Genomic DNA, 13,691 nt, shown 5'->3' on the forward strand with positions numbered 1-13,691 from the left:
CCGCCTGGACCGAGCGATGCGCGCCCTTGAAGGTGACGGAGAGGTCCTCGACCTCGAGCAACGGCTTATCCATGACGCGGATCCAGGATATCGCGCAGGCCGTCGCCGAACAGGTTGAAGGCCAGGCTGGTGACGAGGATGGCGAGGCCGGGAATGCCGGCGATCCAGCCATTGGTCAGGATGAACTCGCGGCCCGAGGCCAGCATCGCGCCCCATTCCGGGCTCGGCGGCTGCGCACCCAGTCCGAGGAAGCCGAGGCCGGCCGCCGTCAGGATGATCGACGCCATGCTCAGCGTGATGCGCACCACGACGGAGGGAATGCACATCGGCACGACATGGCCGAGGATGATCCGGAGCGGCGAGACGCCCTGGAGCCGCACCGCCGCGATATAGTCGGATTTGCGGATCGACAGTGTCTCGGCCCGTGCCAATCGCGCGATCGGCGGCCAGGCGGCGAGTGCGATCGCGATGATCGCATGGTCGATGCCGGGCCCGAGCGCCGCGACGAAGGCCAGCGCCAGCACCAGGCTCGGGAAGGCCAGGAAGATGTCGACGATGCGCATCAGCACGGTATCGACCCAGCCCCCGAGATAGCCGGAGGTGGTGCCGACGATCAGCCCGAGCGGCGCGGCGATCACAGCCGTCAGCAGGGCGATGTAGAGCGTGATCCGCGCGCCGAAGACCAACCGGCTGAAGATGTCGCGGCCGAGCTCGTCGGTGCCGAACCAATGCGCAACCGAAGGCCGTTGCAGGCGCTTGGTCAGGTCCTGCGCGTAGATGTCGTGGGTCGCGACGAGGGGCGCGAACAGCGCCACCAGCACAATCAGAACGATGACAGCGAGGCCGAACATAGCGGCAGGGTTGGCCCTGAGCCGCCACCATTTCAGCGACAATTGCTGCATCCGCGCCTGGAAGGGCGAGGACGGAACGGGCGCCGCGAGCCAGGCCTTGAGGCCCCGCCCGCCGGCCTGGTCGATGGATTGTGGTGTCATGGCCATGCCTCAGCGGGTCCGCGGGTCGAAGACCCGGTAGAGCAGGTCGCACAACAGGTTGAGCGTGACGAAGATGACGCCGACCAGGAGCGTGCAGCCGACGACCGCGTTCATGTCGCCGGCGAGCAGCGCATTGGTCAGGTAGCGGCCGAAGCCCGGCCAGGCGAAGACCGTCTCGGTCAGCACCGCGCCTTCGAGCAGGAAGGCGTAGGACAGCGCCACCACCGTCACCACCTGCACGGCGATGTTGCGGAAGGCGTGGCCCCAGACCGTGCGTGCCCAGGACAGGCCTTTCACGCGCGCCGTCACGACGTATTCCTGACTGAGCTGCTCCATCATGAAGCTGCGGGTCATGCGGCTGATATAGGCGAGCGAGCTGAAGGCCAGGATCGAGGCCGGCAGGATGATGTGCGAGACGGCATTGCCGAACATCTCCCAGTTGCCGGCAAGCAGGCTGTCGATCAGCAGGAAGCCGGTGACCGGCTCGAGGTCGAACTCGTAGGTGAAGTCGATGCGACCGGGGCCGCCGACCCAGCCCAGCGTCGCGTAGAACAGCACCAGCCCCATCAGGCCGAGCCAGAAATTCGGCGCGGAATAGCCGATCAGCCCGACGACTCGGACGATCTGGTCGAGCCACGATCCACGATACATCGCCGAGAGCACGCCGAGCGGGATGCCCAGGCTGGTTCCGATGACGATCGCGACGCTGGCGAGCTCGATCGTCGCCGGGAAGACGCGGGCGATATCGGCCATCACCGGCTTGCCGGTCGTCAGCGCCATCCCGAAATCGAGATGCAGCACGCCCCAGATATAGCGGCCGAACTGGACATAAAGCGGCTGGTCGAGACCGAGCTGCTTGTACATCGCCTGATAGGCTTCCTGGGTCACGTTGTCGCCGAGCACGGCGACGACGGGATCGAGCGGCAGCAGGCGGCCGATGAAGAAGGTCAGCGCCGCCAGCCCGAGCAGGGTAACAGTGAAGGATGCGAGGATCCGGCCGGAGATCTTGAGCCAGGACGGAAGAATCCGCACCGGCTCAGAGCTCGGGCCGGACGCCGCGATGGCGGTCCGGGACATCGCGGCGGCCTTACTTGGTCGCCAGCTCGTAATAGGTTCTGAAGCCGTTCCAGGTCCAGGATTTGAGATCCTTGCGGACGCCGGCGACGTTGTTCATCTGGAACATGATGGCCATCGGTCCTTTGGCCATCGTCTCCTTCTGGATCTCGGCGTAGAGCGCGTCGCGCTTGATCGGATCGCCTTCAAGCAGCGCCGCATCGACCTTGGCATTTAGCTCCTTGTCCTGGAACGAAGCGCGCCAGCTCGGATACTGCGTCTGTTTCGCCTCGGCCCTGTTGTCGGGATTGTAGACGAGGCGGGATGCGTTGCCATGCGCATCCGGAACGCCAGTCTGCCATGCCATCATCGCCGACTGGAACTCCCGCCCGCGTACCTTACTGAAGAGCTGGGCATTGGCCATGCGCTCGAGCGAGAGTTTGACCCCGATCTTGGCGGCATTCTGCTGGACACTCTGCGCCAGCGGCGCCGAATGCGGCAACGTTCCGAAGATCAGGCTCGCCTCGAACCCAGTCGGATAGCCCGCCTCCGTGAGCAACTGCTTGGCCTTGTCGAGGTCAAGCTTGAAGGGCTGGCCTTCCTTCGCGTCGAGCGCACCGACGGCGCCGAGCTGAGCGAAGCTGGCGCGCGGCACGCCCAGATAGGTCATGATCGTCTTGCCGAGGCCGTCATAATCGATCAGGTATCGCATCGCGAGGCGCACCTTCTCCTTGGAGAAAGGCCCGTCGGCGACGTTGAAGGTCCAGAAGAAGAGCTGCGGCTTCAGTACCTTGACGATGGAGACGCCCTTGGAGCCTTCGAGGTCCTTCAGGTCCTCCGGGGTCAGGTCGCGCGCCACGTCGACATCGCCCTGGCTCAGCAGCAGGCGCTGGGTGCCGGGCTCCGCGACATGGCGGATCAGCACGCGCTTGAGTGCAGGCGCCTTGCCCCAATAGCCATCATTGGCTTCGAGCACGATCGACTCGCCGGCATTCCAGCGCGTCAGCTTGTAGGGGCCGACGCAGGCCGTGCGCGTCGCCAGATATTTGTTGCCGAGATCGCCGCCCTGTTCGTTCGCCATCAGGGTCTTCTTGTCCATCACCATGGACACCCGGTTGGCCGCGATCGACTGCAGCACAAGCGTCGTCGGATAGGGCTTGTCGAGCTTGAAGACGAGCGTGTCGTTCGGGCCCGCGACGATGGTCTGCTCGACATTGTCCTTGGTGAAGCCGAACTCGGTCAGCGTCGCCGCGTTGCCGAAATTGAGCTTGACGACGCGGTGCAGCGACCAGGCGACATCCTCGGCCGTGACGGGATTGCCGGAGGGGAATTTCGCGCCCTTGTGCAGATGGAAGGTGATCTCCTTGCGGTCCGGCGAGACGTCCCAGCGCTCGGCGAAGCTCGGCACGACCTTGCGCTCGTCGGCCGGGTCGAAATCGGCCAGCGTGTCGCAGGTGTTCTGCAGGATCTCGTTGGTGACGACCTCGCCAACCTGGGCAGGGTCGAAGGTGCTGATCGCATCGACGTTCCACGCCATCACCAGCGCGTTCTTCGGCGTCGCGGCGACGGCCACTCCTGCGCCGGCGCAAAGGGCGGCGACTGCCGCGGCGGAAAGCAGCTCGCGTCCGGCGAGGCGTCGCTTGATTACGATCTCGTCGTTTCGGTTGGTCATGATCTCGATCCCGCTCTTTGATTATTGTTTGATTGGAAACGCATATGTCGTCCGGGAGCAGCCTTGCGGTTGCTCCCGAGGTAGCGCCGACTCAGGCGGCAGCAGCAGGCCGCGGCTTGATCGGCGGCTTCACATCGGCCGGGATCGGGCAGACATAGGGCGTCCGCGTCACCCGCTCCTGATGGTCCTTCTTGGCGCGCGCCAGCAGCGTCTCGTCGCTGATCACGTCGACCGCCGTCGCCGCCATGATCTTGGCGGCATGGACCATACCCTTATGCGCGGCCGGCGCCTTGCCCTGCGCCGTGATCTGCCAGGAATGGCCGGGCGTACCGATGGCATGGGTCGCGACCCGCGCCTGGATGGTCGGCACCTTCCAGCTGACATCGGCGACATCGGTCGAGCCGATCATCGGCACGCCGCGCGTGCCTTGCGGCACGACGAAATCGCAGAGCGGCGTGTTCTCGCGCGGCGCGATCCCGGTCTTGCGATAATCGTTGAGGATGTCGGCCGGGCCGAGCGTCGCCTGGATCTTGGCCGCATAGGCCTTGTCCGCCGCGTCGAAGGGCACGGGGCCGAGCCGGTCGATGTTCTTGAACATCGCGTCTTCCAGCGGCGTATTGCCGAGCATGTTGGAGACCGCGCTCATGATCGAGATCGAGACCGTGGTCTCGGTCATCAAGGCCGCACCCTCGGCGATCTTCTTCACGCGCTCGTTGAGCTCCAGCATCCCGGCGAGGTCGCGGGCCCGGATGGCGTAGCGCACCTTGGCCGAGGCCTGCACGACATTGGGCGCAATGCCGCCGGCATCGAGATAGGCATAATGGATGCGGGCATCGGACGGCATATGCTCGCGCATGTAGTTGACGCCGACATTCATGAGTTCCACCGCATCGAGCGCCGAGCGGCCGAGATGGGGCGCAGCCGCAGCATGCGAGGCGCGGCCGGTGAACTGGAAATCCATCCGGGTGTTGGCGAGCGACAAGGCATCGTCGACCTTGGTCATCGAGGCCGGGTGCCAGGATATCGCGACATCGACATCGTCGAAGGCACCCGCACGCACCATGAAGGCCTTGGCCGCGCCGCCCTCTTCCGCCGGGCAGCCGAAATAGCGCACGCGCCCCGGCCGGCCGGTCCTGGCGAGCCAGTCCTTCACCGCGGTCGCCGCCAGCAATGCAGCCGAGCCCAGCATGTTATGGCCGCAGCCATGGCCATGGCCGCCGGCCTCGACCGGCTTCGGCTCGGCGATACCAGCCTCCTGGCTCAGGCCGGGCAGCGCGTCGTATTCGCCGAGGATCGCGATGACCGGGCCGCCCTCGCCCGCCTCGCCCATCACGGCAGTCGGAATGCCCGCGACGTTCTCGGTGATGCGGAAGCCCTGCTCCTTGAGCATCGCGATATGCTCGCCGACCGAGCGATACTCGGTATAGGCGATCTCGGGCATGCCCCAGACGCGGTCGCTCAGTGCCTCGAAAGGCTGCCGCTTGGCATCGACCAGCTCCCAGATGATCTCGGAATTCTGCATGGCTGGTATCCTTTCTACAGATGCTCTCGCAGGAAACGGGCCACCCCGCCGAAGACGGTGCGCCGGTTCTCGATCCGGGCGAAGCCGTGGCCCTCATGCGGGATGCGCAGATACTCGACCGGCCGGCCGAGACCGCGCAGCACGGAATAGATCATCTCGCTCTCGCCCGGCGGCACGCGGGGGTCGTCGAGCCCCTGCGCGATGAACAGCGGTACGCGGATGCAGTCGAGCTTGTGGATCGGCGAGAAGCGGATCAGATTCTCGCGGTCCGCGACAGGATCGCCATATTCGACGGCGCGCAGATAGCGCCGCCACGGCCCGGTCGTCTCCAGCAGCGTCAGGAAATTGGCGATGCCGTAGAATTCGATGCCGACCTTCCACAGCTCGGGCTGCTCGGTCAGTGCCGCCAGCACCATGAAGCCGCCATAGGAGCGGCCATAGACCGCGACGCGGTCATCGTTCACATCCGGTTGCTCGCGCAGCCAGAGCCGGACCGCCTTGAGGTCGGCGACGCTGTCCATGCGCAGATGCTTGTCGTCGAGATGGTGGTAGCTGCGGCCATAGCCGGTCGAGCCGCGCACGTTCGGCGCGATCACCATGATGCCCTGGCTCAGGAAGAACTGCAGGTCGGCCCGGAAGATCGGGGTCCACTGCGCCTCCGGACCGCCATGGACCACGACGACGACAGGATAGCCCCCTTCCGGCGCCTTGCCGCGCGGCCGATAGACGAAAAACGGCACTTCGAGCCCGTCGAAGCTCCTGGTGCTCGCGACCGTCGGCTCGACGAAGCCCGCGGGATCAATCCCGGCTTTCGAGGCATCGGTCAGGCGCTTCACCTGCTTCGAGGCGATGTCGAAGCGCCAGATATCCGGCGACGAGGTCGAGCCGTCGAGCGGGAAGACAAGCCCCGAACCATCCGGCAGCCAGGCGACGGAGGCAATAGAACCGCGCGGAAAGCCTTCGACCTCGAACTCGACCCCATCAGCGATCTCGCGCACGAAGATGCGGTTCCAGCCGCGATCATTCGCGATATAGGCTAGACGGTTCTGGTCCGGCGCCAGCGCTACGGCCTCGATATCCTGCCCATCGCGCTCGACGATCCAGTTCAGCGCGCCATCGGCCATCGACCGGAAGGCGACGCTAAGAAATTCCCGGCCCTGGTCGGTGATCGTGAAGAAGCCGCTGCCGTCCTTCTTCATCCGGCTGGCGGCATAGCGGGCGCGGCCCTCATGCGGCAGCAGCGCCTCGCGCGCCCCGCTTTCGAGATCGAGCCGGTAGAGATCCTGATCGTTCATCGCATGGGTGGCGTCGGCCACCAGAAGGGAGCGCCCATCCGGGAAGAAGGCGACGGCCTCGCGATAGCCGCTGCCCTCGAAGACACGCCGCGTCGCCCGCGTCGCCATGTCCATCACATAGATGTCCATATGCTCGCGGTCGCGCGCGTTCGAGGCGAAGGCGATGCGCTGCCCGTCCGGCGCCCAGCAACCCCAGACATGCACCACCGTCGGATCGTCGGTCAGCGACTGCGGCACGCCGGAGGCGTCCGGTATGAGCCAGAGCTGGTGCCGCTCGTCGCCGCCGCAATCCATGGTGAAGAGCAGGTCGCGGCTCTTCGGGTTGAAGGCGATCGAACCGACCGGCTCCGGCATGTCGGTCAGGCGCCAGGGCGCCCCGCCGGCAAGCGGCCGGAGCCAGATCTGGTGCGTACCGCTCTCGTCGCTGAGATAGGCGAGAAGCTCGCCATCCGGCGCGACGGCCGGGCTCTTGGCGCTGCGGATTTCGAGATAAGGCTCGATACCCAGGCGGATCTGGCTGGCGGCTTCGTACATGGTCTTTCCTTCAGGCCGCGAGGGCCGGCATGGAGTCGCGCAGGCGATCGGTCGCGTCGCGCAGCGCCAGCGACAGGGCCGGGGCGCTCGGCGTCGCCGCGTGGTTGGCCTCGGTCACGATGGTAAAGCGCGCCTCGGGCCAGGCCGTCTTCAGGCGCCAGGCCGTACACATCGGCGTCACGATGTCGTAGCGCCCCTGCACGATCTCCGCCGGCAGATGCCGGATGCGCGAGACGTCGCGCAGCAGCTGGCCAGGTTCGAGGAAGGCGCCGTTGACGCAGTAATGCGTGAAGATGCGGGCGAGCGCGAGCGCAGCATCCGGCTCGGTCAGCGCCGCGACATGCTCGGCATCGGGTAGGAAGGTCTGCGTCTTCCCCGAGAATGTCCTGAGGCTGATCGCAGCCGCGATCTGCTGCTCGCGGTCAGGTCCGGTGAGCCGGCGATAGTAGGCGCCGAGCAGGTCGTCGCGCTCCGCTTCCGGCACGAAAGTGGCGAAGGTCTCCCAATGGTCCGGGAAGATCGTGCGCGAGCCGTGGAACCACCAGTCGATCTCGGTACGCTCCGCCATGAAGATGCCGTGCAGGCGGAAGCCGAGGCAGCGCTCCGGGTGGGCCTGTCCATAGGCGAGACCGAGGCAACTGCCCCAGGATCCGCCCGTGACGAGCCAGCGCTCGATGCCGAGATGCTCCCGGATTCGTTCGAGATCGGCGATCAGCGCCTGCGTGGTATTGCCCGCGAGTTCGGCCGAGGGGCTGGAGCCCCCTGCCCCGCGCTGGTCGAAGGTCACGAGGTGGAAGGCCGCCGGATCGAAGGTCCGGCGCTGGGCCGGCTTGGTGCCCGCGCCGGGGCCGCCATGCAGGAAGACGACGGGAATGCCATCGGGATTGCCGCTCAGTTCGACCTGAAGCTCGTGGCCGTCACCGACCGGGAGACGCAGCGAGCGGTAAGGCTCGACCACGGGATAGAGAGCGCTCTCGTCGTCAGGCACATCGGGCTCCGCTGCACGGGAGCGCCGCGACGCTCCCCATGCGACCGGAGGATGGCACGCCCGAACCATCGCTGGCCAATGCATTTGGAATGCGTTGTTATGACGATCTGGAATAGTTTTACGTGAACCGACGGTGGCAAATGCTTCTTTGCTTGAAGGTTCGTGTCACGATCTCAAAGGCTTAACCGCCTGATCCCGTGCCGATCATCCTCGAACCATGTTGCGGCTTCGCCATTCGGCCAACGGCGCGCTCGGGTGAGGTGCGGGCACCTGCCGAGGGTCGTGTAGAATTTGCGCAGCGGAGAACCGGAAGCGGGAGCGACTTGTGCGCGTCAAAGTGCTTATCACTGGCGGTAATGGGCGACTGGCACGCGCGTTGGCGCGAACGGGCGGCTCAAACGTTCGCACGCTTTCGAGCGCGGAACTCGACATCACCAATGCCGCTTCCATCCGGTCCACACTTGATCGATTGCGCCCGGATGTTGTGATCAATGCTGCAGCGCTCAGCAGCGTCGAGGCCTCCGATACCGCCCCGGAGCGCGCGCGTTCCGTCAATGCCACCGCGCCGGGGTATATCGCCCAGGCCTGCGCCCGGCTGGGAACGCCTTTGATCCATATCTCGACCGACTATGTGTTCGGGGCTGAAACCCTCCGACCGTGGCGCGAGTCGGATCCGGTCTCGCCCCTCAACAGCTATGGCCGCCTGAAAGCGGAAGGCGAGCGCAATGTCCTGGCCGTCGGCAGCAGGGTTTGTATCGCGCGCGTCGCGTGGCTCTTCGGAGACGGCAAAGACTTCATCGCGAACCTGCTTCGGGCCGATGCCGACACGGTGAAAGTGGCGCATGACCAGACAGGTTCCCCGACTCCGATCCGCCAGCTTGCCAAGAGACTATTGGCGCTGTCTGAGCGCATGAACGCAGGCGAAGCCATTCCGCAGATGCTCCATCTGGCCGGATCGCCGCCGGTGTCGCGCGCTGATTGGGCCGCCTCGGCGTTCGAATCTCTTCGGCGAGCGGGAAGGAAAACGCCAAAATTGCTGCGGGTGCCCATGGCAGAATTCGGTGGCGGCGCCCCCCGTCCACATTACAGCGCCCTCGATTGCAGCCTCGCGGCAGAACTTTTTGGCGAGGAGCTCGACTGGCGTATTTCGACGGCGCAACCCGAGACCTTCACCGAGCAGATCATGTCGGCTTAAGACCGCCAACAGACCCTCGGCTGGCGCTCACACGGCCGATCTCCGCGAAGAGGTGAGGCCGGCGTCATGCAGCCCGCGCATGGCTGATGCTGTAAACGGGGCTCTTATTCGAATTTGTCGCAGTATAGGTTGGCTGGGCGGCTCGCTACGAAAGCTGAGCCCGCAAGAGAACGGTTGGTAGGCGATGCTCTCCACCAAAACCATGCGGCCCAACCGCCGGCAGTTCCTCTCCTCGACGGCGATCGCCCTGTTTCTCGGCTCGACCGGGCGAGGCCTTGGCGAGACGATCGCGGGCAGCCCACCCTGGAAGCCCTTCGATGCCAGCCCGCCGCAGACGCTGGGCTCGGGCACGTGGTATTTCCTGACGCCCGACGAAGTCCGCATGGTCGGCGCGATCACCGAGCGCCTGATCCCGGCTGACGAATTGAGCATCAGCGGCAAGGATGCCGGTTGCGTCGAGTTCATCGACCGGCAGCTCGCCGGCAGCTATGGCTCCTCCGAGCGGCTCTACATGAAGGGGCCGTTCCAACCCGGCACGCCCGAACAGGGCGACCAGTTCCCGCTCGACCCGCGTCAGCGCTACCGGCTGGGGCTCGCGGGCCTTCAGGCGCATTGCCGCGAAACCTATCAGAAGGCCTTCGCCGATCTGCCGCCCGAGCAGCGCGACCAGGTCCTGACCCAGCTTCAGACCGGCGCGATCACGCTGAAGGATGTCGATGGCAAGGCCTTCTTCGCGCTCCTCCTGCAGAACACCATGGAAGGCTTTTTCGCCGACCCGATCTATGGCGGCAACAGGGAGATGGTGTCGTGGCGGATGCTCGGCTTTCCCGGGGCGCGCTACGATTACCGCGACTACATCGACAAGCATAACCAGAAGCTCGATTTGCCCCCGCTCAGCATCGCCGGGCGGTCCGAATGGCGCGTGAAGGATTGAGCCATGGCCACGAAACTGCCCGCGACGGATGTGGTGGTGGTCGGCCTCGGCTGGGCGGGATCGATCATCGCCAATGAACTGACGGATCAGGGGCTCTCGGTCGTCGCCTTCGAGCGCGGTCCCTGGCGCGAGACGGCGCGCGACTTCAACATCGCCTCCGCCCCGGATGAGCTGCGCTATAGCCAGCGCCAGGAGCTGATGCTCCAGACCGCGCAGAACACCGTCACCGCCCGCAACAACCCGTCCCAGACGGCGCTGCCGATGCGCAGCTGGGGCTCGTTCCATCCCGGCAACGGCACGGGCGGCGCCGGCAACCACTGGGCCGGCATCACCTTCCGCTTCCAGCCGGAGGAGTTCCGGCTCAAATCCCATCTCACCGAGAAATATGGCGCAGGCGCCATCCCGGCCGAGCTCACCTTGCAGGACTGGGGCACGGATTGGAGCGAGATGGAGCCGTTCTACACGGCGTTCGACCGGCTTGCCGGGCTCTCCGGCCGGGCCGGCAACCTCAAGGGGCAGATCCGCGAGGGCGGCAACCCGTTCGAGGGGCCTCGCTCGGAAGAATACCCGACCGGCCCGATGCGCCAGCCCTATGGGCCGACCCTGTTCGCGCAGGCCGCGAAGGAGCTCGGCTACAAGCCCTTCCCCGTTCCCTCGGCGCTGATCTCCGAGGCCTATACGAACCCGCTCGGCGTCACGATGGGGCCCTGCACCTTCTGCGGCTTCTGCACGAATTACGGCTGCGCCAACTATTCCAAGGCGAGCGCGATCACCACCGTCCTGCCGGTGCTGGTGCGAAAATCCAATTTTCGGGCGCAGACCAATTCCGAGGTGCTGAGGGTCACGCTCGACGCCACCGGCAAGCGCGCCACCGGCGTCGTCTATATCGACACCTCCGGCAAGGAATGGGAGCAGCCGGCCGACCTCGTCATCGTCACCGCCTTCACCTTCGAGAATGTGCGGCTGATGCTGCTCTCGGGCGTCGGCACGCCCTATGACCCCGAGACCCAGACGGGCACGACCGGGCGCAACTACGCCTATCAGACCGCCAACAACGTCCAGCTCTTCTTCGACGACAAGAACTTCAACCCCTTCATCGGCGCCGGCGCGCTCGGCATGGGGATCGACGATTTCAACAACGACAATTTCGACCATTCCGGCCTGGGCTTCTTCGGCGGCGGCAGCATCCGCGTCACGCCGATCGGCGCGGCCCCGATCGCCTACCGGCCGACACCGCCCGGCACGCCGCTCTGGGGCTCGGAATGGAAGCGCCAGACCGTCAAGAACTACCTCAGTTCCATGTCGATCGGCTGCGAGGCGTCGAGCTATGCGACGCGCACCAACTACCTCTCGCTCGACCCGACCTATACCGACCGGCTCGGGCGGCCGCTGCTGCGCATCACCTTCGATTTCGCGCAGAACGACCTGAAGATGTCGCAATACTGCACCGACAAGGTCGCCGGCATCGCCAAGGCGATGAACCCGCGCCAGTTCGTGCCCCATCCGATGACCGGGCACTGGAACACCGGCCCCTATCAATCCTCGCATGTGGTCGGCGGCTTCGTCATGGGCGCGGACCCCAAGACGAGCGCGGTCAACAAATACCTGCAGAGCTGGGATGTGCCCAACCTCTTCGTGGTCGGCGCCTCGGCCTTCCCGCAGAACCCCGGCTACAACCCGACGGGAACCGTCGGCGCACTCGCCTTCAAGGCGGCCGACGCCATCCGCCGGCTCTATCTCAAGAACCCCGGCCCCTTGGTGAGCGCATGAGGATGCTCCTTTCCAAACGGCTCGGCAGGGCCGCCTTCGCCGCCTTCATGACCGCCGCCATTCCGGTCGGCGCGCAGGTCACCGGTGACGCCGCCTTCTCGCAGGTCGAGAAAGGGCGCTACCTCGCAGTCCTGGGAGACTGCGCGGCTTGCCATACCGCACCGGGCTTGCCGCCTTTCGCCGGCGGGGTCGTGCTGCAGACGCCCTTCGGCAATCTCGTCGCCCCCAACATCACGCCCGATCCCGAGACCGGTGTCGGGCGCCTGTCGCTCCAGGATTTCCAGAGCGTGATGGCGAAGGGCATCGGCAAGGGCGGCTATCACCTTTATGGCGCCATGCCCTTCACCGCCTACACCAAGGTGACCGCGCAGGATAACGCGGCGATCTGGGCCTATCTGCAGACGCTGGAGCCGGTGAAGAACAAGGTCGAGCCGAACCAGCTGCCGTTTCCGTTCAACATCCGCGCCAGCCTGATCGGCTGGAACCTGCTCAACTTCACGCAAGGCGAGTTCAAGCCCGATCCGGCGAAGTCGCCCGACTGGAACCGCGGCGCCTATATCGTCGAGGGGCTGGGCCATTGCGGCACCTGCCATACGCCCAAGAGCCTGATCGGCGGCGACAAGAACAGCCAGTTCCTCGAAGGCGCGACGCTGCAGGGCTGGTTCGCGCCCAACATCACCGCCGACCCGCATAAGGGCATCGGCGCCTGGAGCGAGGACGAGATCGTCCAGTATCTGAAGACGGGCGCCAACCGCTTCGACATCGCGTCGGGCCCCATGGCCGAGCTGGTCGAGAAATCGTCGCAGCACTGGACGGACGCGGATCTGAAGGCCGTGGCAGTCTATCTCAAGGCTGGCCGCAATGGCGAGGCGAAGGCGCCTTCACCGCTGCCCGCCGGCGACAAGCTGATGATAGCCGGGCAGGCAATCTTCGCAGACCGCTGCATGGGCTGCCATCTGTCGAACGGAGCCGGCGTGCCGAAGCTCTTTCCGCGTCTCGCAGAGGCGCCGCTCGTCAATGCGGGCGATCCGACCTCGCTCATACGCGTCGTGCTCGCGGGAAGCCGGGCCGGCGCCACAGAAGCCGTTCCGACAGGTCCCGCGATGCCCTCCTTCGCCTGGAATCTCGGCGACCAGGAGATTGCCGCGGTCCTGACCTATATCCGCAACAGCTGGGGCAATGCCGCAGCGCCCGTCGAGGCGAAGGATGTCGCAACGTTGCGGAAGACTCTGGCACCCTAGCCCGATCGAAGCTCGGCACCCGCCTGCTGCTCCCGCACAGCATCACGCGAGACCCCAGGTAAGCCTGTCGGCAAAACGAAAGGGCCGCTCGCGCGGCCCTTTCGGTCTCGGAGCAGGCTGACGGCTTACGCCGCCAGCCCCTTGGCCAGTTCGCTGACCTGCTTCTCGAACAGCGCGCGATAGGCGCCGTCCTCGCGGGTCAGCAGGGCCTCGTGCGGCCCCTCCTCGACCACTTGGCCGCGATCGAAGACCAGGATGCGGTCCATGGCCCGCACCGTCGAAAGACGGTGCGCGATCACGATCGTGGTGCGGCCCTCCATTAGGCGCTCGATCGCCTGCTGGATCAGCGCCTCCGATTCCGAATCGAGGCTCGAGGTCGCCTCGTCCAGGATCAGGATCGGCGCATCGGCCAGGAAGGCGCGGGCCAGCGCGACGCGCTGGCGCTCGCCGCCCGAAAGCTTGATGCCGCGCTCGCCGACCAGCGTGGCGTAGCCC

General features: G+C 65.9%; 11 protein-coding genes. 4 read left to right on the forward strand and 7 right to left on the reverse strand.

What is annotated here, in order from left to right:
* Positions 1 to 65: 65 nt before the first annotated feature.
* From AB4Y99_RS16790 to pip, 6 genes are all read right to left on the reverse strand, one after another.
* Positions 66 to 992 carry an ABC transporter permease gene (locus tag AB4Y99_RS16790; RefSeq protein WP_441524109.1) on the reverse strand — a complete coding sequence of 309 codons (927 nt, stop codon included), beginning with the start codon at positions 990 to 992 and terminating at the stop codon, positions 66 to 68.
* Positions 993 to 1,001: 9 nt separating this feature from the next.
* Positions 1,002 to 2,069 (reverse strand): ABC transporter permease, encoded by a 1,068-nt coding sequence (locus tag AB4Y99_RS16795; RefSeq protein WP_038365492.1) that lies wholly within the window; start codon positions 2,067 to 2,069, stop codon positions 1,002 to 1,004.
* Positions 2,070 to 2,079: 10 nt separating this feature from the next.
* Entirely contained in the window at positions 2,080 to 3,717 is a 1,638-nt protein-coding gene (locus AB4Y99_RS16800) for an ABC transporter substrate-binding protein (RefSeq protein ID WP_441524110.1), read from the reverse strand.
* 91 nt (positions 3,718 to 3,808) lie between these two features.
* A complete protein-coding gene (locus AB4Y99_RS16805) occupies positions 3,809 to 5,239 on the reverse strand; it encodes a M20 family metallopeptidase (RefSeq protein WP_441524111.1) in 1,431 nt (476 codons plus the stop codon).
* 14 nt (positions 5,240 to 5,253) lie between these two features.
* Positions 5,254 to 7,068, reverse strand: coding sequence for a S9 family peptidase (locus AB4Y99_RS16810; protein ID WP_441524112.1), 1,815 nt, complete (start codon positions 7,066 to 7,068; stop codon positions 5,254 to 5,256).
* Between the two features lie 10 nt (positions 7,069 to 7,078).
* Positions 7,079 to 8,056, reverse strand: a complete 978-nt coding sequence (gene pip, locus AB4Y99_RS16815) for a prolyl aminopeptidase (RefSeq protein WP_441524113.1) — start codon at positions 8,054 to 8,056, stop codon at positions 7,079 to 7,081.
* A 325-nt stretch (positions 8,057 to 8,381) separates the two neighbouring features.
* On the opposite strand from pip, the gene AB4Y99_RS16820 reads away from it, so the two are divergent.
* The 4 genes from AB4Y99_RS16820 (at position 8,382) to AB4Y99_RS16835 (ending at position 13,196) form a co-directional block, all read left to right on the forward strand.
* Positions 8,382 to 9,251 carry an SDR family oxidoreductase gene (locus AB4Y99_RS16820; RefSeq protein ID WP_441524114.1) on the forward strand — a complete coding sequence of 290 codons (870 nt, stop codon included), beginning with the start codon at positions 8,382 to 8,384 and terminating at the stop codon, positions 9,249 to 9,251.
* A 184-nt stretch (positions 9,252 to 9,435) separates the two neighbouring features.
* Positions 9,436 to 10,185 carry a gluconate 2-dehydrogenase subunit 3 family protein gene (locus AB4Y99_RS16825; RefSeq protein ID WP_441524115.1) on the forward strand — a complete coding sequence of 250 codons (750 nt, stop codon included), beginning with the start codon at positions 9,436 to 9,438 and terminating at the stop codon, positions 10,183 to 10,185.
* A 3-nt stretch (positions 10,186 to 10,188) separates the two neighbouring features.
* On the forward strand, positions 10,189 to 11,955 hold the full coding sequence (locus tag AB4Y99_RS16830) for a GMC family oxidoreductase (RefSeq protein ID WP_441524116.1): 1,767 nt from the start codon (positions 10,189 to 10,191) through the stop codon (positions 11,953 to 11,955).
* 2 nt (positions 11,956 to 11,957) lie between these two features.
* Positions 11,958 to 13,196, forward strand: coding sequence for a c-type cytochrome (locus tag AB4Y99_RS16835; protein ID WP_441524117.1), 1,239 nt, complete (start codon positions 11,958 to 11,960; stop codon positions 13,194 to 13,196).
* 125 nt (positions 13,197 to 13,321) lie between these two features.
* On the opposite strand, the gene AB4Y99_RS16840 is transcribed toward AB4Y99_RS16835, so the two are convergent.
* A partial coding sequence (locus tag AB4Y99_RS16840) for an ATP-binding cassette domain-containing protein (RefSeq protein ID WP_441524118.1) occupies positions 13,322 to 13,691 on the reverse strand: 370 nt, incomplete at its 5' end.

This window comes from Allobosea sp. TAB14 (assembly GCF_052113865.1).
In the GTDB taxonomy this organism is placed as follows: domain Bacteria; phylum Pseudomonadota; class Alphaproteobacteria; order Rhizobiales; family Beijerinckiaceae; genus Allobosea; species Allobosea spartocytisi.

Coding starts and splice junctions, on each gene's coding strand:
- AB4Y99_RS16800 (WP_441524110.1), bottom strand. CDS start 3,717: ATGACCAACCGAAACGACGAGATCGTAATCAAGCGACGCCTCGCCGGA.
- AB4Y99_RS16805 (WP_441524111.1), bottom strand. CDS start 5,239: ATGCAGAATTCCGAGATCATCTGGGAGCTGGTCGATGCCAAGCGGCAG.
- AB4Y99_RS16810 (WP_441524112.1), bottom strand. CDS start 7,068: ATGTACGAAGCCGCCAGCCAGATCCGCCTGGGTATCGAGCCTTATCTC.
- AB4Y99_RS16795 (WP_038365492.1), bottom strand. CDS start 2,069: ATGTCCCGGACCGCCATCGCGGCGTCCGGCCCGAGCTCTGAGCCGGTG.
- AB4Y99_RS16790 (WP_441524109.1), bottom strand. CDS start 992: ATGACACCACAATCCATCGACCAGGCCGGCGGGCGGGGCCTCAAGGCC.
- AB4Y99_RS16825 (WP_441524115.1), top strand. CDS start 9,436: ATGCTCTCCACCAAAACCATGCGGCCCAACCGCCGGCAGTTCCTCTCC.
- AB4Y99_RS16830 (WP_441524116.1), top strand. CDS start 10,189: ATGGCCACGAAACTGCCCGCGACGGATGTGGTGGTGGTCGGCCTCGGC.
- AB4Y99_RS16835 (WP_441524117.1), top strand. CDS start 11,958: ATGCTCCTTTCCAAACGGCTCGGCAGGGCCGCCTTCGCCGCCTTCATG.